General features: G+C 72.6%; 20 protein-coding genes and 1 pseudogene. 11 read left to right on the plus strand and 10 right to left on the minus strand.

All coding sequences use genetic code 11. From position 1 onward, the window contains the following. Window positions 1-4: 4 nt before the first annotated feature. Window positions 5-613 (minus strand): phosphatase PAP2 family protein, encoded by a 609-nt coding sequence (locus AB0E91_RS20955; protein WP_361783825.1) that lies wholly within the window; start codon window positions 611-613, stop codon window positions 5-7. Window positions 614-630: 17 nt separating this feature from the next. After that, complete coding sequence (locus AB0E91_RS20960; RefSeq protein WP_361783828.1) at window positions 631-1308, minus strand: DedA family protein; 678 nt, start codon at window positions 1306-1308, stop codon at window positions 631-633. A gap of 149 nt (window positions 1309-1457) precedes the next feature. Here AB0E91_RS20960 and AB0E91_RS20965 point away from each other — a divergent pair, with 149 nt between their 5' ends. The 4 genes from AB0E91_RS20965 (at window position 1458) to AB0E91_RS20980 (ending at window position 4838) form a co-directional block, all read left to right on the plus strand. Next, a complete protein-coding gene (locus AB0E91_RS20965) occupies window positions 1458-1829 on the plus strand; it encodes a BlaI/MecI/CopY family transcriptional regulator (RefSeq protein WP_361783831.1) in 372 nt (123 codons plus the stop codon). Next, on the plus strand, window positions 1826-2794 hold the full coding sequence (locus tag AB0E91_RS20970) for a M48 family metalloprotease (protein ID WP_361783834.1): 969 nt from the start codon (window positions 1826-1828) through the stop codon (window positions 2792-2794). The genes AB0E91_RS20965 and AB0E91_RS20970 overlap by 4 nt, the downstream gene beginning before the upstream one ends. A 168-nt stretch (window positions 2795-2962) precedes the next feature. Further along, window positions 2963-3781 (plus strand): hypothetical protein, encoded by an 819-nt coding sequence (locus AB0E91_RS20975; RefSeq protein WP_361783837.1) that lies wholly within the window; start codon window positions 2963-2965, stop codon window positions 3779-3781. A gap of 157 nt (window positions 3782-3938) precedes the next feature. Then, window positions 3939-4838, plus strand: coding sequence for a hypothetical protein (locus AB0E91_RS20980; RefSeq protein WP_361783840.1), 900 nt, complete (start codon window positions 3939-3941; stop codon window positions 4836-4838). On the opposite strand, the gene AB0E91_RS20985 is transcribed toward AB0E91_RS20980, so the two are convergent. Further along, window positions 4819-6231: a HAMP domain-containing sensor histidine kinase gene (locus AB0E91_RS20985; RefSeq protein ID WP_361783843.1), complete on the minus strand. Its 1413-nt coding sequence runs from the start codon at window positions 6229-6231 to the stop codon at window positions 4819-4821. The genes AB0E91_RS20980 and AB0E91_RS20985 overlap by 20 nt on opposite strands. Next, the gene (locus tag AB0E91_RS20990; RefSeq protein WP_361783846.1) at window positions 6228-6914 is read right to left on the minus strand and encodes a response regulator transcription factor; all 687 of its coding nucleotides are present in this window, start codon (window positions 6912-6914) and stop codon (window positions 6228-6230) included. Before AB0E91_RS20990 ends, AB0E91_RS20985 begins: the two co-directional genes overlap by 4 nt. Before the next feature lie 351 nt (window positions 6915-7265). Here AB0E91_RS20990 and AB0E91_RS20995 point away from each other — a divergent pair, with 351 nt between their 5' ends. Then, window positions 7266-7775, plus strand: coding sequence for a hypothetical protein (locus AB0E91_RS20995; protein ID WP_361783849.1), 510 nt, complete (start codon window positions 7266-7268; stop codon window positions 7773-7775). A 208-nt stretch (window positions 7776-7983) separates the two neighbouring features. Here the strand turns inward: AB0E91_RS20995 and AB0E91_RS21000 are convergent, their stop codons facing one another. From AB0E91_RS21000 to AB0E91_RS21010, 3 genes are all read right to left on the minus strand, one after another. After that, the gene (locus AB0E91_RS21000; protein ID WP_361783852.1) at window positions 7984-8928 is read right to left on the minus strand and encodes a M48 family metalloprotease; all 945 of its coding nucleotides are present in this window, start codon (window positions 8926-8928) and stop codon (window positions 7984-7986) included. Continuing rightward, window positions 8925-9308, minus strand: coding sequence for a BlaI/MecI/CopY family transcriptional regulator (locus AB0E91_RS21005; RefSeq protein ID WP_361783855.1), 384 nt, complete (start codon window positions 9306-9308; stop codon window positions 8925-8927). The genes AB0E91_RS21000 and AB0E91_RS21005 overlap by 4 nt, the downstream gene beginning before the upstream one ends. Window positions 9309-9803: 495 nt before the next feature. Beyond that, window positions 9804-10754, minus strand: a complete 951-nt coding sequence (locus tag AB0E91_RS21010) for an SDR family NAD(P)-dependent oxidoreductase (RefSeq protein WP_361783858.1) — start codon at window positions 10752-10754, stop codon at window positions 9804-9806. A 142-nt stretch (window positions 10755-10896) separates the two neighbouring features. On the opposite strand from AB0E91_RS21010, the gene AB0E91_RS21015 reads away from it, so the two are divergent. Then, window positions 10897-12006, plus strand: a complete 1110-nt coding sequence (locus tag AB0E91_RS21015) for a hypothetical protein (protein WP_361784632.1) — start codon at window positions 10897-10899, stop codon at window positions 12004-12006. A gap of 70 nt (window positions 12007-12076) precedes the next feature. Here AB0E91_RS21015 and AB0E91_RS21020 read toward each other — a convergent pair. Continuing rightward, window positions 12077-12305: pseudogene (locus AB0E91_RS21020) on the minus strand (IS630 family transposase); the annotation flags it as partial. Between the two features lie 489 nt (window positions 12306-12794). On the opposite strand from AB0E91_RS21020, the gene dhaK reads away from it, so the two are divergent. From dhaK to AB0E91_RS21035, 3 genes are all read left to right on the plus strand, one after another. Next, the gene (dhaK, locus tag AB0E91_RS21025) at window positions 12795-13787 is read left to right on the plus strand and encodes a dihydroxyacetone kinase subunit DhaK (protein WP_361783860.1); all 993 of its coding nucleotides are present in this window, start codon (window positions 12795-12797) and stop codon (window positions 13785-13787) included. A gap of 147 nt (window positions 13788-13934) precedes the next feature. Beyond that, on the plus strand, window positions 13935-14543 hold the full coding sequence (gene dhaL, locus AB0E91_RS21030) for a dihydroxyacetone kinase subunit DhaL (protein WP_361783863.1): 609 nt from the start codon (window positions 13935-13937) through the stop codon (window positions 14541-14543). After that, window positions 14536-14946, plus strand: a complete 411-nt coding sequence (locus AB0E91_RS21035; RefSeq protein WP_361783866.1) for a PTS fructose transporter subunit IIA — start codon at window positions 14536-14538, stop codon at window positions 14944-14946. Before dhaL ends, AB0E91_RS21035 begins: the two co-directional genes overlap by 8 nt. Before the next feature lie 140 nt (window positions 14947-15086). Here the strand turns inward: AB0E91_RS21035 and AB0E91_RS21040 are convergent, their stop codons facing one another. After that, window positions 15087-15788, minus strand: a complete 702-nt coding sequence (locus AB0E91_RS21040) for a glycoside hydrolase family 75 protein (RefSeq protein WP_361783869.1) — start codon at window positions 15786-15788, stop codon at window positions 15087-15089. A 367-nt stretch (window positions 15789-16155) separates the two neighbouring features. Here AB0E91_RS21040 and AB0E91_RS21045 point away from each other — a divergent pair, with 367 nt between their 5' ends. Together AB0E91_RS21045 and AB0E91_RS21050 are read left to right on the plus strand one after the other, a co-directional pair. Further along, window positions 16156-17154: a fibronectin type III domain-containing protein gene (locus AB0E91_RS21045; protein ID WP_361783871.1), complete on the plus strand. Its 999-nt coding sequence runs from the start codon at window positions 16156-16158 to the stop codon at window positions 17152-17154. A 177-nt stretch (window positions 17155-17331) separates the two neighbouring features. Then, a complete protein-coding gene (locus tag AB0E91_RS21050) occupies window positions 17332-18009 on the plus strand; it encodes a hypothetical protein (protein ID WP_361783874.1) in 678 nt (225 codons plus the stop codon). Window positions 18010-18017: 8 nt separating this feature from the next. Here the strand turns inward: AB0E91_RS21050 and AB0E91_RS21055 are convergent, their stop codons facing one another. Continuing rightward, window positions 18018-18581, minus strand: a complete 564-nt coding sequence (locus AB0E91_RS21055) for a PadR family transcriptional regulator (protein WP_361783877.1) — start codon at window positions 18579-18581, stop codon at window positions 18018-18020. Window positions 18582-18583 lie beyond the last annotated feature (2 nt).

An 18583-nucleotide genomic window follows, 5' to 3' on the forward strand; every position in this document is an offset into this window, starting at 1 on the left:
GCGTTCACGCCGCGACCAGCGGTCGCAGCCGTGTCCGGCCGAAGAGCCCGGCCGCGGCCCGCGCGTGCCGGGACAGCAGCAGCGCGAGAAGGAGTGCGACAAGCGCGCCGACGACGAGACCGGCGACGATGTCGTGCGGGTAGTGGGCGCCGACCCACACCCGGGAGGCCGCCATCGCCAACGCGCCGATCGCGGCGATCACGCCGAGGCGGGCCGAGACGAACCACAGGGCGACCGCCGCCGCGGCGGCCAGCGTGGCGTGGTTGCTGGGGAACGACCAGTCGCCGGGCGCGGGGCACGCCTCCAGCGTGATCACGTGCAGGGACTGGCACGGCCGGTTCTCGTGCACCACCTGCTTCAGTGCGGTGCTGACGACGAAGGCGATCACCGTCAGCACGGGGGCGGCCAGGGCCTTCACCGCCCGGGGCGCGTCCTGGTGACGGGCCTGCCACCAGCCGATCAGCATCAGGACCGCGAACAGGGCGAGCCCGTAGGTGGAGTACGCCGAGACGAGGCTGTCCAGCCAGGACGGTGCGCGGTGCGCGGCGTCGACCACGTCCACGTACGCGGTCCCGTCGATGCCCGAACCGTCGTACCCCTGCGCGAAGATCATGGGTGTCACCGTGCGCATCAGGCGCGGCCTCCGTCCGTGCCGTGCGAGCGCCGGGAGCGGATCACTTCCAGGGCGACCGGGATGAGCGAGACGACGACGATGGCGGCGATGATCGGCAGCAGGTAGCGGTCGACGTTGGGGACCGAGGCGCCCAGCGCGTATCCGGCCAGCACCAGGCCCGCGGTCCACACCAGTCCCCCGAGCGCCTGCCAGAGGGTGAAGGTGCGTGCCGGGACGGCTAGGGCACCGGCGAGCGGGTTCAGCACGGTACGCACGACCGGCAGGAAACGGGCCAGCACGATCGCCTTGGCGTGGCCGTACCGCTCCAGGATGTCCGAGGCGCGGGCGGCGCCTTCGCTGATCCTGCGGGACTTGGCGCGCGCGAGCAGGGCCGGTCCGGCGCGGCGGCCGAGCAGGTATCCGGCCTGGGCTCCGGCCAGCGCACCCACGGCGGCGGCGACGAGCACCCAGGTGAGGGACAGGTGCCCCGGTGTCCTCGCCGACCCTCCGGCGCACAGCAGCCCGGCGGTGAACAGCAGCGAGTCGCCGGGCAGGAAGAACCCGACGAGCAGGCCGGTCTCGGCGAACAGGACGACGGCGATGCCGAGCGTGCCGAAGGTGGCCAGCAGCGACTGCGCGTCGAGGAGGTTCACGGCGAGCTGGAGCGGGGGTGCGGCTTGGTGCGCGAATGTCATCGGCGCTGGCCCCTTCGATGATGGGCTGCCGGATATACCGGACACGGACAGGACCGCCGGCGAGGACGTGCGGGCGGGTAACCTCCTACGTCTACAACGCAGTAGTCGGTCTACAACACTGTAGACGATCTGACGGAGGGGGAGGTTCCATGACCGACGCGGCAGCCGAACGCAGGCCCGCCGGCGAGTTGGAGGCAAGCGTGCTGGCCGCACTGTGCGCGGCGGGCCGGCCGCAGTCGGCGGCCGAGGTGCGGGCGGCGATACCGCAGGAGCTGGCCCGCACCACCGTGGCCACCCTCCTCGCGCGCCTGCACGAGAAGGGGGCGGTGGACCGTACGCCGGGCCGGCGCGGCTTCCTGTACTTCGCGGTGGCGGACTCCCATGGCCTCACCGCGCGGCGGATGCGTCACGAGCTGGAGCAGGACGACGACCGCAGCATCGTGCTGGCCCGGTTCGTCGAGGGGCTCGACCCGGCCGACGAGGCGGAGCTGAAGCGCCTGCTCGAAGGAGGCGGCCGTTGATCGCCTTGCTGCTGATGCCCCTGGTTCTGCCCTGGGCCCTGGCTCCGCTGGCCCGGCGTACCGTCGAGAAGGTGCGGCCCGAGATCGCGCTGTGGGCGATCACCTGCGCCACGGCCGCGCTCGCGGTCGGCGTCATGGCGTCCCTGGGGGCCCTGCTGCTGCCGCTCGCCCTCGCCCTCCCGCCGGTGGGCGCGCTCGCGGAACTGGTGCGCCCCCTCGCCGTGGGGCCCCGGTCACTGGTACTCGGCGTCTCCGTGCTCGCGACCGGCGCGCTCGCCCTGGCCGCGCACCACATCCTGCGCAAGGCGGCGCGGGAGGTGACGCGCCTGCGGGCCGCGCAGGCGCGCGTCGCCCATCTGCCGGACGCGGGAGGGCTGTGCGTACTGGACGATCCGCGTCCCGATGCCTACGCGCTGCCGGGCGGGCCGCGCCGGCCGGACCGGATCGTGGTGACGTCCGGAATGCTGCGCGCCCTCGGACCGGTCGAACGTGAGGCGCTGCTCGCCCATGAGCGGGCCCATCTCGCCGCGAAGCATCACCTGTTCCTCTCCGCCGCCCATCTCGCCGGATGGTGCCATCCGGCGCTGGCCGCCGTCGCCGCCCATGTGTCGTTCGCGGCCGAGCGGGCGGCCGACGAGGCCGCCGCCCGCCGCTGCGGCGACCGCACCCTCGCCGCACGGGCCGTGGGGCGCGCCGCGCTCGCCGCGAGCCGCACGGCCGGATCGGCCGGATCGGCCGGTGCGCCGACCGTGGCACCGGGAGCCGCGGGTGGTCCCGTCCCGGCACGCGTCCGGGCCCTGCTCGCCCCCACACCGGTCCGGCGCGTGGTTCCGGCACTGCTGGCGATGGCCCTGCTGTGCACGGCGGCCGGGACGTCGTCCCTGGGCGGCGCCGTCCGGCTGCACCACGCCATCGAGACCGCCCAGGGCGAACACCCCTCGGACCGACGACCTCGATGTGGATGAAATCCACTTTCCTATCAGCCCTTTCCCGGAGCGGACCAGAATTCCCGCCGCGCCTTTCAGGTTGTGATCAGGTTCGCGTGAACATAGGGCAACACCTGCACCGGAAGCCCCAAAGCAATGGCAAAGGAGCCTGGGGAAAGCACAGTTGAGCGTGCGAAGGTGCGGATCATGAGCACAGATCATTTCCTCGGTCACCGGCCTTCTTCCCGGTCTCGCGTCCACATCGGTGAGGCCGCGAACAAAGTGCCCGAGGTGACCGTCTATTTCTGGGTCGTCAAGGTCCTCACCACCGGCATGGGCGAGACCGCGTCCGACTTCCTGGCCCGTCTGCTCGGACCGGTTCCGGCGGTGGCGCTCGGCGGCCTCGCCTTCACCGCCGCACTCGTCCTGCAGTTCGCCGTACGCCGGTACGTGGCCTGGATCTACTGGACGGCGATCGTGATGGTCAGCGTGTTCGGCACGATGACCGCCGATGTCCTCCACGTCGCCCTGGGTGTCCCCTACGACCTGTCCACGCCGCTGTTCGTCGTGGCCCTGGCCGCCGTCTTCGCCCTCTGGTACGCGAGCGAGCGGACCCTGTCGATCCATGCCGTCCGGACCCGCCGTCGCGAGGCGTTCTACTGGGCGGCCGTCCTCGCCACCTTCGCCCTGGGCACCGCGGCCGGAGACCTCACGGCCTCCTCCGGGCTGGCCTACCTGGGCTCGATCGCCCTGTTCGCCGTGGCGATCGCGCTCCCGGCCGTCGCCCACCGCACGGGCCTCCTCGGCGCGGTGGCCGCGTTCTGGACCGCGTACGTCCTGACCCGCCCCCTCGGCGCCTCGCTCGCCGACTGGATGGCCGCGTCCCCCGCGCACGGCGGGCTCGGCTGGGGCGTCGGCCCGGTCACCCTGTCCTGGACCGTGGCGATCCTCGGCTTCGTGGGCTACCTGGCCGTCACACGCAAGGACGTCACCGCCACGGAGCGGGGCGCCCGGAGCGCGGCCTGAACAGCCGCTCGGAGAACGTGTTCAGGACGCTTTCAGGCTGGCCGTGACACGGTCGATGATCCGGGTCGCCGTCGGCGGCCGGCTCATCCGGGCAGGGCGCTCGTCCGCTGTTCCGAGGCGGGCACCCTGCCGTTCCAGCGCACGGGAGCAGGTCCACATGGAGAAGCCGCAGGTCCTCAACGATCCCGAGTCGGCGAGCGCGCCGGGGATCACCGGGTCGGTGAGGAAGAAGCTGCCCGAGGTCACGCTGATCTTCTGGATCATGAAGATCGCCGCGACGACCCTGGGCGAAACGGCCGGCGACCTCTTCTCGCAGACCCTGAAGCTCGGTTACTTCCTCACCACCGTCGCCCTGTTCGCGGTGTTCGTGGTGACCCTGGCGGTCCAGTTGCGGTCCCGCCGCTACAACCCGTTCTTCTACTGGACCGTGATCCTGTCGACCAGCATGGCCGGCACCACCATGTCCGATTTCATGAACCGCGACGCGAGCGCCAAGTACCTCTCGGGCGGCGCCACTTCCCTCGGCTGGGGCCCTCAGGGCCTCGGCCTCGGCTATCCGGCCGGTGCGGCGATCCTGGTCTCGCTGCTCCTGGCGATCTTCCTGGTCTGGAAGCTCAGCGGGATGACGTTCCAGATCCGTGACATCGTCAGTCTCCGCGGCGAGGCGCTGTTCTGGTCGGCGATCCTGGTGTCCAACACGCTCGGCACGTCGATGGGCGACTTCCTGTCGGACAGCTCAGGGCTCGGCTACGCCGGGGGCGCGCTGCTGGTGACCGGGCTGCTCGCCGTGCTCGTCGTACTGATGAAGGCGCCCGCGGTGTCGAACGTGCTCCTCTTCTGGATCGCCTTCGTCCTCACCCGCCCGCTGGGCGCGACCGCGGGCGACTTCCTCACCAAGCCCGTCACCAAAGGCGGACTGGATCTCGGTACGGCGGGTTCCTCGGCGGTTCTCCTCACGGTCCTGTTCGGGCTGATGGCCTACGCCCAGACGCGCGAGCGCAGGGAGCGCGGCACGCGGGCCGCCGGGCGGGAGGCGGTCACCCCGCGGGCAGACTGACCGTGAAGGTGGCCCCTGTCGTCCGGCCCGGAGCGTAGGTGACGTCGCCGCCGACACCCCGGGCCAGACGGCGTGCGAGCGGCAGTCCCAGGCCCGCGCCGTCGTGTCCGTCGTCCGGATCGGCACGCTGCCCGGGCTGGAACAGCTCGCCGGTGAACGCTCGCGGTACGCCGGGACCGTCGTCCACGACATCGATCCGTACGGCGCCGGGCACGCGGCCGGCGGACACGGTCACCCGCGTACGGGCGTAGCGCACGGCATTGGCCAGCAGCGGACTGACGACGCGTTCGAGGAGAGCGGTCGGAACTCCCGCGTGGAGCTCCGGCTCGGCGGTGTCCAGCTCGGTCTTGACCCCCTGCGGCGGATCGAGGCGGCGGAGCAGGCCCGCCAGGACGGGCACGACGTCGGTCGTGCCGGGAACCGTCGTCGGGGCGAGCGCGCTCTCCCGGGCGTCCCGCAGGAGCGTGTCGCAGATCGTGCGCATGGACCGGGCCGCGTCGGCGACCGCTTCGTGGGTGGCCCGGGTCTCGTCGGCGGTGCGGGGGCGGGCCCGCCACCAGTCGAGTTCGATGATGATCCTGGTGAGCGGCGTGCGCAGCTCGTGCGACAGTTCGCCGGTCAGCTGCCGCTCGTACCGCAGCAGGGAGCGTATGCGGTCCAGTAGGGCATCCAACGAGGCGCCCAGAAGGGCGAGTTCGACCGGCCGGCGCTCGTCGCCGAAGCGGTCGGCGGAGCCCGTGGCACCACGCTGGGTGGCCTGGTCCGTCATCGTCCGCACCGGGCGGAGCGCCCGGCCGACAGCCAGACGGGTGAGCACATAGGTGCACAGGAGCATCACGCCGTCCAGCAGCAGCGACCCCAGCAGCAGCGTGTCGGCGGAGTTCCGGTACGGGCCCAGGTCCAGGGCGGTGACGACGGTGACGGTCGTACCGGCCACCGCCAGCGCGCACAGCCGGACGGGCCGGTGGCCGGGGGCGGTCGCGCAGGTGGTCGCCCGCCGCAGGGCCAGTCGGTGGGCGACGCGAGTCGGCGGACCGGCCACGGAGACGCCCGGCTCCTGGTCCAGGAGCCGTCCGCCCGCGTAGATCCATGCGTCGGTGTCGAGCAGGCGGTCGTTGGCGGTCTCGATGACGCGTACGCGGGAGCCGCTGGTGTCGACGGTGGCGGCCACGGCTGCCGCGCGGTCGCGGAGCGCGTCGTCCGCCTGGTGGCGCAGGTGCCGGTCCGTCACCACGTTGAAGGCCACGGTGAGGACCGTGACGACCAGGGCGGCGGCGGTCAGGGCCGCCAGGGAGAGCCGTCCCCGCAGGGTGCGGGGGGTGAGGCGTCGAAGGGTGCGGGGGGCGAGGCCCCGCAGGATACGGGGGGCGAGGCTTCGCGTGACCCGGTTCATGACAGGCGGTGTCCGACACCGCGCGCGGTACCGATCGTCAGACGGCTGCCGGCCTCGCGCAGCTTGCGGCGCAGCCGGGTCAGATACTGGTCCAGGGTGTTGTCGCTCACCTGCGCACCCTCGGGCCATCCGGCCCGGACCAGGTCCCGGCGGCGCACCAGCGCTCCGTCCGCCGCGACGAGAGTGGCCAGCAGCCGGAACTCCGTGGGTGACAGGGCGACGGGGACGTCACGGACCGTCATGTGGTGGCTCACGCGGACCGTCATGTGGTGGTTCACGGCGTCCAGGACCAGGTCACCGGCCGCGGCGGTGACCGGTGACGCGGTCCGGTTGAGCGCCGCCCGCAGCCGGGCGACGAGTTCGGCCAGGTGGAACGGTTTGGGGAGGTAGTCGTCGCCTCCGGCCGAGAACCCCGACAGCCGGTCGGTGAGCTGGTGCCGGGCGGTGAGGAAGATGACCGGGGCGCGGAATCCGTTGGCACGCAGGGCATGACACACGTCCCGTCCGTCCGCGTCGGGCAGTCCGATGTCCAGGACGGCCGCCGAGACGTCGACGGTGGCCAGCCGCAGGGCGGCCGCACCGTCGGCGGCGGGCACGGTCGCGAAGCCCTCGTCGACCAGGCCACGGCGCAGCACGTCCCGCAGCGCGTGGTCGTCCTCGACGATCAGGATCTTGGGGAGCATGGCCTCAATCGCCCCTCAGGCGCCCGGGTGGGCACGGCTGCCTTGATGCGGCCACTTCGGATGAACCCTTCGCACGGTCGACGGAGCTGGGTGGAGGACGGCAATCCCACCTCCGTGGTCTACAAGAATGTAGACGCCCTGGAAACTGTAGACGACCGGTCGCCGGAGAAGGTTCCGGCCCGCGCGGGCGGGTGAGGAGTTCGCGGACAGGGGCGAGTTCGCTCATGAGCGGTTCACCCCTTGCCGCGAGGTCGATACCCAGTCAACTCGTGGCTGGCAAGCAGAAGTTGAGGCAAACAATGGCCCGGTGCGCCGACCCTGTCCGGTCTCGTCCGCTGTACGATCGGCCGCATGGGACCCCTGAATCCGCCACGCCCGGACCTCATAGTCGGCCTCATCTCCTTCGCCCTGGTCTTCGTCGTCTTCGCGAAGATCCTGGTTCCGCGCATCGAGAAGACCCTCGCGGCGCGGGAAGACGCGATCGAAGGCAACACCGAGCGGGCCGTCGCGCTGCACGAGGAAGCGCGTCGAATCCTCTCCGAGTACCAGGCCGAACTCAGCGCCGCCCGCCACGAAGCCGCCCGGCTCCGCGAGGCCGCGACCGAGGAGGGAGCCGCCCATGTCGCGGCCCTGCGCGCCGAGGGCGCCAGGGAGCGGGACAACCTCGTGGCGTCGGCCAGGGCTCAACTGGAGGCCGACCGCATCATCGCGGAGGCCGAGCTGCGTGAGGCCGTCTTCACGCTGGCCACCGACCTGGCGGGCCGCATCGTCGGCGAACCCCTCGCCGACCTGACCGGCGCCCGGGCCCTCGCGGACGAGTTCTTCGCCGAGGTCGAGGCCAGGGAACCCACCAAGGGCTGACCCCGGCCGCGCCCGCCGACGCCCCGCCCGGCTTCCGCCGGAGCACGGCCTTGGCTGTCAGCCACTGTCAGCCACTGCCACCGAAGGTGATACGAGGAGCTGCCTACGGCCACACGGCCATAGGCAGCTCACGGCGCTCGCGCGGCGGACGGGTCCGGTACCGCGCCGGACAACGCCGCACACGCCCGTCCGGCCCGACGGCCCGGCCCTATCGCGCGCCGATCAGCCGCCCTGCCGCGTACTCCACGTACTCGTGCAGCCCGTAGGCCAGCCCGAGGGCCGCCACCGCCGCGACCACCACCGTCCCCGCCAGGGCAACGACCCCGGCTCGCCGGGCGCGCCCGCGCGGGGCGGTGGGCGCGGGCAGAAGCAGGGCTTCGACTCGCCGTGGCACAGGTCCGCTCACCGCCGACAGCAGCGGATACGCGCCGCCACGGCTGCGGGACGACCCCGCCAGGGCCGCCCGCGCGATGGCCGCGGCCGCCAGCCGCCGGTCGCCCACGGCCGCGGCCGCCCCCTCGTCCGCCCACCGCTCCAGGTGGAAGGCGAGCGACGCGCGCAGCCCCCGGAGGGCGGGGTGGACCACGGTGGCGAGATCGGCCACCGCCGACAGCAGGTGATGGCGTCCGGCCAGATGAGCCCGCTCATGGGCGAGCAGCACCTCGCGCTCGCCCGCCTTCAGCGCCCGCACCATCCCCGAGGTCACCACGACCCGGCCGGGCCGCCCCCGGTATGCGGGAAGCGCGAAGGCGTCCACGTCGGCCGCCGGGATCACCAGCAGTTCCCCGTCGTCCGTCCCCTCGCCGACCGTCCGCCAGGCGCGCTTCAGCAACGAACGGTGCCGCGTCCACCGCCGGAGCAGCAGCACGAGCTGAACGAGCATCGCCGCGCCCGCAGCACAGGCGAACGGGACCGCGGCGGGCCACACCTCCAGCACCCGGGGAAGGGACACCCGCTCCAGCGAGGCGAGGAACGGTACCTGGAACAGACCGACCAGCGCCGCGATCGTGCCGCCCGCCAGGAGGACCGCCGCTCCCGTCAGCGCCCAGCACGCCTCGCGCGGCGGAAGCACCAGGGCCAGGCGCCGGGCGACCAGGGCTGCGCCCCACGGAAACGCGAGAGCCAGCGCGACCAGGACCAGTACGCAGGTCACTCGGGGTCGTCCTCGGCTTCGAGCAGCAGGCGGCGCAGCGTCGCCTCGTCGCCCTCGGACAGCCCGGACACGAACCGCTTCAGCACCAGGTCACGCTTCGGCTCGCTCTCCAGCTCGCGGCGCATACGGTCGGCGACCAGCCCCGCCGCGTCCTCCACCGGCTCGTACGCGAAACCGCGTCCCGCGGGGATGCGGCGCAGCGTGCCCTTCTCGTAGAGGCGGATCAGGGTGGTGGCCATCGTCGTCCTGGCCAGCCCCTTGCCGAGCGCGGCGTTGACCTCGTGCGCGGTCATCGGCCTGCCGGCCTCCCACAGCACCGCCAGCACATCCGCGACCAGCGCGCCGTGCGCACGCCGCTCGTCCCCACGCTTGTCCGACATTCTCTCCCGTCCTCCCACACCCCAGGGTGCCGCGACGAGCCCGGCGGGGAATGCGACCCCGCCGACGACTACACACACGTAGACGAACTGCGCAGATGGTTCTGAGGTGTGGCCAATCTACCGCCCTCGGTATCGGGCGTGCCGTGTGCCGCCCGCCGTTCACCTGGGGATCGCGCGTACCGCCCGCCGACACCGCACCGGCGCTCCGCGGACCCGGGCGGCCTCCGCGGCCGACGCGCGGGGACCCTGCGGGCCGAGCCATTGGATGCCGGTGCGCCGATGCGGGGACGCGAGAGGTCAATGAGCTGATCAACGTCGGCGGTCCCGCCCGGCCGCGAGTGCCTCTGCTCGACGTGACCCGCAGCCGGCCTCCGCCACCGCGCCTGGACGATCTGGATCAACGACCTCCTGCGGGCAACTGGTCGCGACTGAACCTGGCGGGCCGGACTGAATACGGCAGATGGCCACCGGATGGCCGCCAGGGCGGTTCCGCGCCTACCGGAGGCCGAGGTGCGGATCGGTGCCGACCAGCTCGCCGCTGACGGCCCACAGGTGAGCGGCGACGGCCGGGTCGGCCATATGAGAAGGGATGGGCTCGCGTCTCGGTATGCCCCGCAGGCCGAAGAACCTCGGCCCCCACAACTGCCCTCCCCGCACCTCCGAGTCGAGAACGGCGCGGACGACGGGCCATGCTCCGGCGTCCTTGCCCTGCACCAAGAGCCCGGCGGGCATGGCGCGCAGCCGCTCGCCGGAGGTTGTCACTCCTACCGGCGGGCGGGACGGGGTGAGAGAGTCCAGTGCGCCGCCGGGATGGGCCACCACACTGAGCACCGTGCTGCCGAGGGCACGCAGGCGGCGATCGAGTTCGAAGCCGAAGCACATCTGCGCCAGCTTCGATCGGCCGTAAGTGCGCTTGGGCCGGTAGTCCCGAGTCGACTGCAGATCGCCGAGGTCCAGTCGCTCGGACCGCGCCGCGAAGCTTCCCACCGTCACGATGCGGCCCGCCGGAGCCGCTGACAACAGGGGGACCAGCCACTGCGTAAGCGCGAAGTGGCCGAGGTGGTTGGTGCCGAACATCAGCTCGTGACCGTCCTTGGTCTCTCGGCGCAGCGGGTCGTCGAGCGCGACCCCTGCGTTGTGGACCACCGCGTCAAGATGATCGAGGTCCAGTCTGTCCACGGCGGTCTTCAGGGACGACAGGTCGGCGAGGTCCAGCGGGAGATGCCGCACATGCGCGCCGGGGACGCGCGAGCGGATCGAGGCCATGGCGGCATCGGCCTTCGCGCGGTCCCTGCTGCCGAGTACGACGACAGCGCCAGTGGCGGCGAGCTGCTCCGCGGCGAAGTAGCCGATCCCGGCGTTGCCCCCGGTGACCAGGAAGGTCCTGCCCTCGGCAGACGGCAACCGGTGAACGTCCCACGGCCGGCCCTGGGATGCGGAAGACACGATGACAGGCTCCTTGCGCTCTGTGGCAGCGTGCTCATGGGGAGCACCAACCCGCCCCAAGGTCGCAACCTCCACCGACATACCGCCGACAGATGTCCGACACCCGTCCGGAGAACCAGAGCGCGGGAAGGGCGGTTGAACGGTGGACGCCTGTGCGAGGATTCCGGGTGTGCTCGGCTATCTGGTGAGTTTCCTGTTCGGTCTGGGAATGGGCGGCCTCTACCCGATGTTGCGCCGGCGCCGACCCGCCGAAGCGGAACCTCCCGCAGTGGAACTGTCGGCAGCGGTACAGGAGTCGGTGACCGTCTTCGGGGAGGAGGTGGCCGCCTTGGAGTTCGATACCGGCGGCCCCGACACCACCCCAGCCGTCCTGAAGGAGTACCGGGCGGCATTGGAGGCGTACGACCGGGCCAGTGCGGCGCGCACGGAATCCGACGCGCTGACCGCTCTGCGTGACGGCCGCGCCGCCATGATCCGTTTCGACGCCCGGCGCACTGGCCGACCAGTCCCGATCGACGCCCTCCCGCCGGCCGCCGGTCCCGGCCGCCCACGAGCGCTCACCGGCACCGGCGAACGTCATGTGTCGACCGGTGCCGGCGACGGGAAGACCGAGATACTCATCGACCGTCCCGAGCCCGGTCGTCCCGCCCTGGTTGAGGCCGATGTCACCGGCGAGGGCAACTTCTTCCTCGATGCCATGATGCGCACCGAGGACCTGACCGCCACCGGCGATGCTCTGGTCTCGGTCATCGGCGCCTACCACGGCCGTCGTTACCTACCCGCGGACGCCACCCACCTGCGCGTGACCACCGCCAACAGTCGCGACGACCACCGTTGGTCGACTCGCGTCGTCCCGCTGTCGGCCGCGACCGAGCTCGGCTCCGAACACCGCGGCCATGGTCACGAGGTGCTCCGCCACAACGGCGGCCCCGCCTTGTGCACCGTCCAGTTCCAGACCGACACCACCTGGGAGGTCAGTTACGTGTGCCAGTGCCTGCGGCCTTGGCCCGCCTGCGATTGCCGCCCACCCGCATGGCCCACGAACACCCCCGGTGACTGGAACGACGACGTGTCCGGCCTGGGCGACGGGCGTCGCACGCTGCGTCTGCCCCGCCCCGGCTTCCTGGTCGTCCACGAAGAACACGGCGGCGGCTCCTGGTACCTGACCACCCAGCCGGTGGACATCCCGCCGCCGCCCCCGCCCGGGCACCGATACCGCCGGAAAAGCGGGAAGCCCACGGACTCGACGTGAACGGGTCCCGTCCGCTCCGGCACGGCGGCGGGCAGGTGCTGTGAGTGCGTAAGTGCGCCGAGTCGGGTCGGGCTGCGGTTTCGAGAGGACGCCCTCCCCGGCGGATGCCTTTCTCGCTGCGGGTAGGTGCGCGTTCTTTGCGTTCGGCGGCCAGGACGTCGCGATGCCGGGCGTTGGCGTTGCGCCACCGCAGGTAGGCGTAGAGGGCCCGGGTCCGCACGGCGTGGTGGGGGTGGTTCGAGTTTGGCGATGGTGAACTGCCTCAGCGGTCCGAAGTACGCCTCGATCGGGTTCGCCCAGCGCCGGATGCCGGTGCCCTCGTGGGCGGACAAGCCGGACTCCGTGGGTGCCGGGGAAAAGGAGACCAACGGAGTCCGCACATGGTCGATCGACGCCGTTGAAATCCGCACTTGCGGGCCGTCGGCCGCTGAGGCCGAGAAACTGATCACGGTGCCATCCACGCATTGCCCGTCCCCCATCGGCATCCGAGACCCGATCCGATGCGACGCACATCAAAATCGCCCGTATGGCCGATTCAGATCCCCGTGGCTCACGGAGTCGATCCCACTGGACAGCGCGTCAGCCGCAGAGTCCTCCCACCCGAGCACGTACACAAGCCGAGCACGTACGGGGCTACGCGGCGATGCTTGGAGCAGCCCTCACGGCCCCCAGGACCGATACCCGGAGGTAATCACAGCCACCTTCCGCACTCCACGTGACCTTCGCCGCCGCAAGGTCGATACTGCCGACAGCAGGGGCCCGTCTGTCAGCCTCACCAGGAGATACCGATGAAGATGTTGATCAACGTCCCGGAGACCGTGGTGGCGGATGCGCTGCGGGGTATGGCGGCCGCGTATCCGGATCTGACGGTGGACGTGGAGAACCGGATCGTCGTGCGGCGGGACGCGCCTGTCGAGGGGCAGGTGGGGCTGGTGTCGGGCGGGGGGTCGGGGCACGAGCCGTTGCACGGGGGGTTCGTCGGGCCGGGGATGCTGTCCGCGGCGTGTCCGGGCGAGGTGTTCACCTCGCCGGTGCCGGATCAGATGGCCCGGGCGGCGGCGGCCGTGGACAGTGGGGCCGGGGTGCTGTTCATCGTGAAGAACTACACCGGTGACGTGCTGAACTTCGACATGGCGGCCGAGCTGGCCGAGGACGAGGGCATTCAGATCGGCAAGGTGCTGGTCAACGACGACGTGGCGGTGACCGACAGTCTGTACACCGCCGGGCGGCGCGGCACCGGCGCGACGCTGTTCGTGGAGAAGATCGCCGGGGCCGCGGCGGCCGAGGGGCAGCCGCTGGAGCGGGTGGAGGCGATCGGGCGCAAGGTGAACGAGAACGCGCGCAGTTTCGGTGTCGCGCTGAGTGCCGTCACCACCCCGGCCAAGGGCTCTCCGACCTTCGATCTGCCGCCCGGCGAGCTGGAGTTGGGCATCGGCATCCATGGTGAGCCGGGCCGCGAGCGGCGGCCGATGATGACCTCCGGCGAGATCGCGGACTTCGCGGTGAACGCCATCCTGGAGGACATGCCGCCGCGCAGCCCCGTGCTGCTCCTGGTCAACGGCATGGGCGGCACCCCCCTGCTGGAGCTGTTCGGCTTCAACGCCGAAGTGCAACGGGTGCTCTCGGAACGGGGCGTGGCGGTGGCCCGTACCCTCGTCGGCAACTACGTCACCTCCCTCGACATGGCGGGCGCCTCCGTGACCCTCTGCCAGGCCGACGAGGAACTGCTGCGGCTGTGGGACGCGCCGGTGAAGACCCCGGCCCTGCGCTGGGGGGTGTGACGCGCGCGCCCGGTGCCCGACAGCCCTCACGGTCCGGTGATCCGACGGTCCCCGTCCCCGGGGGCCCGGACCGGCTCCCATCCCGCGCGGCTCGGTTGTACCCGCCACCGCCGGAGGCATACCGTCCCGCCCGTCCAAGGAGGCCCAGTGCTCGACGCCGATTTCTTCCGCCGCTGGATGACGGCGGCCGCCTCGTCCATCGACCGGGAGGCGAGCCGGCTCACCGCTCTCGACTCGGCCATCGGTGACGCCGACCACGGCAGCAACATGCAGCGCGGCTTCGCGGCCGTGGTCACCGCCCTGGAGAAGGAGGCCCCGGACACGCCGGGCGGGGTGCTGACGCTGGCCGGGCGCCGGTTGATATCCACGGTCGGCGGCGCCGCCGGACCGCTCTACGGCACGCTGCTGCGCCGGGCGGGCAAGGCGCTCGGCGACGCCGGCGAGGTGAGTGCGGAACAACTGGCCGAGGCGCTGCGGGCCGGGGTGGAAGGAGTACAGGCCCTCGGTGGCGCGGCGCCCGGTGACAAGACCATGATCGACGCCCTCGTCCCGGCCGTGGACGCGCTCGGCGACGGTTTCGCGGCCGCGCGGTCGGCCGCCGAGGAGGGCGCGGTGGCCACCACGCCATTGCTCGCCCGAAAGGGGCGGGCCAGTTATCTGGGTGAGCGCAGCATCGGTCACCAGGACCCGGGCGCCACGTCGTCGGCCCTGCTGATCGCGGCGCTCGCGGAGACGGCGGAGGTGTCCGGTGAGTGACAACCGTCTGGTCGGGATCGTGCTGGTGTCGCACAGCGCCGGGGTCGCGGAGTCGGTGGCCGAGCTGGCGAAGGGGCTCGCGGGCGGGGCCGAGTCGGTGCCCGTCGCGGCGGCGGGCGGCACCGAGGACGGCGGTCTCGGGACCAGCGCCGAGCTGATCGGCGCCGCTGCCGCCGCCGTGGACCAGGGCGCCGGGGTCGCCGTCCTCACCGACCTCGGCAGCGCCGTCCTCACCGTGAAGGCACTCCTCGCGGAGGGCGACGAACTCCCCGAGAACACCCGCCTGGTGGACGCCCCGTTCCTGGAGGGCGCGGTGGCCGCGGTGGTGACGGCGGCGACGGGCGCGGACCTGACGGGGGTGGCGGCGGCGGCCGAGGAGGCGTACGGCTACCGGAAGGTGTGAGAGCCCCGCGCGCGGCGACGGCCGGTACGAAGTCCCGCGCGGGCCGTACGGCAGCCCCGGACGCGGCCGCTACGGCACCCCTCCCGCGAACCGAACCGCCACCGCCACCGAGCTGTCACGACCTGCCCGGCCCCGTCCCCTCAGCCCGCGTGCCGGACAAGCCGCCGGGCCAGCCGTTCGCCCAGGGTCACCGCCGCCTCGTGGTCCTCGATGGGCCGGGCCCGCGCGTGTGCGAAGACGATGTAGGTGACGCCCGAAGGGGCGCCGCCGTAGCGGGGGTCGGGGTCGATGCCGAGGGCGCGGGCGGTGGCGTAGGACGCCTCGCCGATGACGTCGCGGGGACCGGTGTCGCCGACGACGGCGTACGCGAGCCGGTCCCGGTACAGCACGGCGGCGACGGAGCCGCCCCGGATGCCGTGGGCGCGATGGTTCCAGCGGGGCCCTGCGGGCGGGACGACGATGTACGGCAGCTTCTCGGCGTTCAGCATCCGGCCGTCGGACTGCCGGAAGGCGGTGGTCGCGGCGAAGGTGGGGTCGGTGCGGCGGTTGCAGTGGGCGGTGGGCCGCCCGTCGCAGTCGATGTCCAGGTCCGCCTTCCAGTGGACCGCGCCACGCGTGCCGCAGATCCGGACCCGGGCGGGGGTTCCGGCGTCCTGGCGGTACCGGCCGCGCGAGATCTGGTCGCATCCGCGGACCGCGCGCCGCAGTTGGGCGGCGCTCGGTCCGCCCTCGTCGTGGAACACGACACGCTTCGGGTACGGCAGGGATGCGGCGGCGGGATACGCGGTCGGGGCAAGAAGGGCAACGCCTGTGGCGGCCAGCGTCAGCGTCCGGACACGCACTCTGTGGACCCTTTCGTGGGGGACATTCCGGCCCACCATGCACAACGGGGGTGCGGACCGGCGTGCTCGGCCGCCCGGTTGGGGCCGGATGGAGCAGCGTCCCGACACTCGGCCGGAGACCGGCGGGGGCCGGGGTTTGAGCCTTCCTCGACTCGCCCCGGCCGCCCGCGTCGGCGCGGCTCCGGCGACGACAGCGTGTCCGCGCCCCAGTGAACTCCGGCCGTTTCCGGGGGAGTTCAGCCACAGGGTGTCCTCAGCATACGTAACTCCCCCTGCGCTCACCACCGCACCCCCTTGCCGTGACCGGCCCCGACGGGCATATTGGTCCGGACCTTTGCCGTGACGCCGTCCCCCGGGAGGCAGCACCGTGCGATGTGTTTCTCTCCGGCTCCTCCGCCCTCTCCGCCCTCTCCTGATCTGCGCGGCGCTGACGCTGACCGTCTCCTGCGGCCGGGCGGCCGGCGGTGACGGCGACGACGGCCGGACACCGGGCGCCCCTATGGGCGTCACGGCCATGGCGGGAAGCGCCACCAGCGTGCATGTGATGTGGAACGCCTTCGCCCAGCGGACCGGCACCCACACCTACGAGGTATATCGCGGCACCACAAAGGTCGTGGAAGTGCCGGGTTCGCAGCACATGGTGGACGTCACCAGGCTCAAGCCGTCCACCATGTATGTCTTCACCGTGCGGGCACGGGACGCCGAGGGCCGGGTCGGTCCGCCGAGCCGCGCGGTCCGGGCCCGGACGCCCGCCGCGGTGGCCGCCGACCGCTCGGCGCCGACCCGGCCGGGGAACACGGCGGGGCGGCCGGTCGGCAGCAAGGCGGTCCGGCTGTCCTGGGCGGCCGCGCGGGACGACCGGGGTGTGCGGTCGTACGCCGTCTTCCAGGGCGGCACCGAGATCCACACGGTGGACGGCACCCTGACCGCGACCGTGGTCACGGGGCTGCGGCCGGGCACCCGGTACACGTTCACCGTCCGGGCCAGGGACGCGGCGGGCAACCTCTCGCCCGCGGGCACCCCGGTCCGGCTGACCACTCCGGGCACCGACGACGGCCGGGGCACCGCGCCGACGGACTTCGCCGCCGGGACACACCGGTCCGGTGACGCGTACTACATCGACCTGGCCTGGGACCCGCCGCGCGTCGACGGGGTGATCACCGAGTACGACATCTGGCTCGACGGAACGTCGGCCACGTCACTGGTGTGGGGCGGCGAGCCGCCGCGCGGCCGGACGCGCTACAGCTTCTACGCCGGGCAGGAGGCGGGGACCGAGCACCGGGTACGGTTGCGGGCGAGGCTGCCGGACGGCACCTGGGGCGGGCTGTCGGCGGAGCGGACGGTGACGACCGGCGCGAAGGGCTGATCCTCCCAGGGCCTGTCTGGAACTCCCGCACCGGACGGCCCAGTCCGTCACCTGTGCGGGCGCGCTGCGGGTGCGGCGCGGTCGGGGGCCGCGTTTGCTGCCGTTGAGGCAGCACGGACGTTTCCGATCTCGGCGGCGCACGGGACGTACCGCCGACCCCGCCGCCGGAGGCCAGCCATGCGCAATCCTCGACCCCTGTTCCGTACCGGCCTGTCCCTGGCGGGCGCCGCCGCGCTGCCGGTCCTGTTCGCCGGGCCGTCCGCCGCCGTCTCCGGCATCTCCGTGAGCGCCAACGGCTCCATAGTCTCGGTGTCCACCAGCGCCTGCGCCACCCAGACCAACGGGAGTTGGGGCAACGCCTCGCTGCTCGTCGGAGGTCAGTCGAGTTTCGAGCAGGGGGTGCGGTCGGCGCTGTCGGGCACGGTCGGCAGCCAGTCCGCGGCCTGGTCGGGGGTGGGCCCGGGGACGTACACGGTGATGGTGATCTGCGCCAACGGCGTCAGCGCGGGCACCCGGACCATCACCGTGGGGGCGGCCTCCGCGCCGACGATCTCCGCGACCTCCAGGCCCCCGGCGACACCGTCCCGCAGCGCGGCGGCGCCTTCGCGGAGTTCGGCGACTCCCTCCCGCGCCGCTGTGGCACCTTCCCGCACCGCGGCGACTCCCCCGCGCGGTACGGCGACACCCTCCCGTGCCGTTGTGCTGCCGTCCCGTGGAGTGGCGGGCGGAGTCGGCGGTGCCGTGAGCGACTACGGCCCGGTCACCCTGGGCATCGGGGCGGGCCTGGCGGGTTCGGGGATCATCGCGGCGGCCTGGTTCCTGCGCCGCCCGAAGCCGCGCAGGCGGTACTACTGACGCCAGGCTCAGCCCGGCGTGCCGTCCGAGGGTTCCCCGGACAGCGCCGCGACCTCCTCCAGCGCCCCCGTGAGCCACCCGGTCCAGAAGGTCTCCAGGTCGATCCCCGCGCGCAGCACCAGATGCCGCAGCCGGTCCTCGGGGGTGTCACGGCCCGGCGGGAAGTCGCGCCGCTCGATCTCCTCGTACTCCGCCAACTGCCGCCCGTGCAGCTCCAGATGGCGGCGCAGGTCGGCTTCGAGGCCCGCCGTGCCGACGACCGCCGCCGCCCGGAGCCGGAGCAGCAGGGTGTCCCGCAGGGGCTTGGGGTCCTGGGCGGCGGCGGTCCAGCGGGCCAGTTCGGCGCGGCCCGCGGGCAGGACCTCGTAGCTCTTCTTCTGCCCACGGGCCGGCTGCTCGGACGGCAGCGCGCGGATGAACCCCTCGGCCTCCAGTTTGCCCAGCTCACGGTAGATCTGCTGATGCGTCGCGGACCAGAAGTAGCCGATCGACTTGTCGAAGCGGCGGGTCAGTTCAAGGCCGGACGACGGCTTCTCCAGCAGGGCGGTGAGGATGGCGTGCGGGAGTGACATGG

The sequence above is a fragment of the Streptomyces sp. NPDC026659 genome, assembly GCF_040638245.1.
Taxonomy (GTDB): domain Bacteria; phylum Actinomycetota; class Actinomycetes; order Streptomycetales; family Streptomycetaceae; genus Streptomyces.

What these genes read in the sequence shown, in the direction of transcription:
- AB0E91_RS20955 (WP_361783825.1), bottom strand. Translation starts at nt 613, where the DNA reads ATGATCTTCGCGCAGGGGTACGACGGTTCGGGCATCGACGGGACCGCG.
- AB0E91_RS20960 (WP_361783828.1), bottom strand. Translation starts at nt 1,308, where the DNA reads ATGACATTCGCGCACCAAGCCGCACCCCCGCTCCAGCTCGCCGTGAAC.
- AB0E91_RS20965 (WP_361783831.1), top strand. Translation starts at nt 1,458, where the DNA reads ATGACCGACGCGGCAGCCGAACGCAGGCCCGCCGGCGAGTTGGAGGCA.
- AB0E91_RS20975 (WP_361783837.1), top strand. Translation starts at nt 2,963, where the DNA reads ATGAGCACAGATCATTTCCTCGGTCACCGGCCTTCTTCCCGGTCTCGC.
- AB0E91_RS20980 (WP_361783840.1), top strand. Translation starts at nt 3,939, where the DNA reads ATGGAGAAGCCGCAGGTCCTCAACGATCCCGAGTCGGCGAGCGCGCCG.
- AB0E91_RS20985 (WP_361783843.1), bottom strand. Translation starts at nt 6,231, where the DNA reads ATGAACCGGGTCACGCGAAGCCTCGCCCCCCGTATCCTGCGGGGCCTC.
- AB0E91_RS20990 (WP_361783846.1), bottom strand. Translation starts at nt 6,914, where the DNA reads ATGCTCCCCAAGATCCTGATCGTCGAGGACGACCACGCGCTGCGGGAC.
- AB0E91_RS20995 (WP_361783849.1), top strand. Translation starts at nt 7,266, where the DNA reads ATGGGACCCCTGAATCCGCCACGCCCGGACCTCATAGTCGGCCTCATC.
- AB0E91_RS21005 (WP_361783855.1), bottom strand. Translation starts at nt 9,308, where the DNA reads ATGTCGGACAAGCGTGGGGACGAGCGGCGTGCGCACGGCGCGCTGGTC.
- dhaK (WP_361783860.1), top strand. Translation starts at nt 12,795, where the DNA reads ATGAAGATGTTGATCAACGTCCCGGAGACCGTGGTGGCGGATGCGCTG.
- AB0E91_RS21050 (WP_361783874.1), top strand. Translation starts at nt 17,332, where the DNA reads ATGCGCAATCCTCGACCCCTGTTCCGTACCGGCCTGTCCCTGGCGGGC.
- AB0E91_RS21055 (WP_361783877.1), bottom strand. Translation starts at nt 18,581, where the DNA reads ATGTCACTCCCGCACGCCATCCTCACCGCCCTGCTGGAGAAGCCGTCG.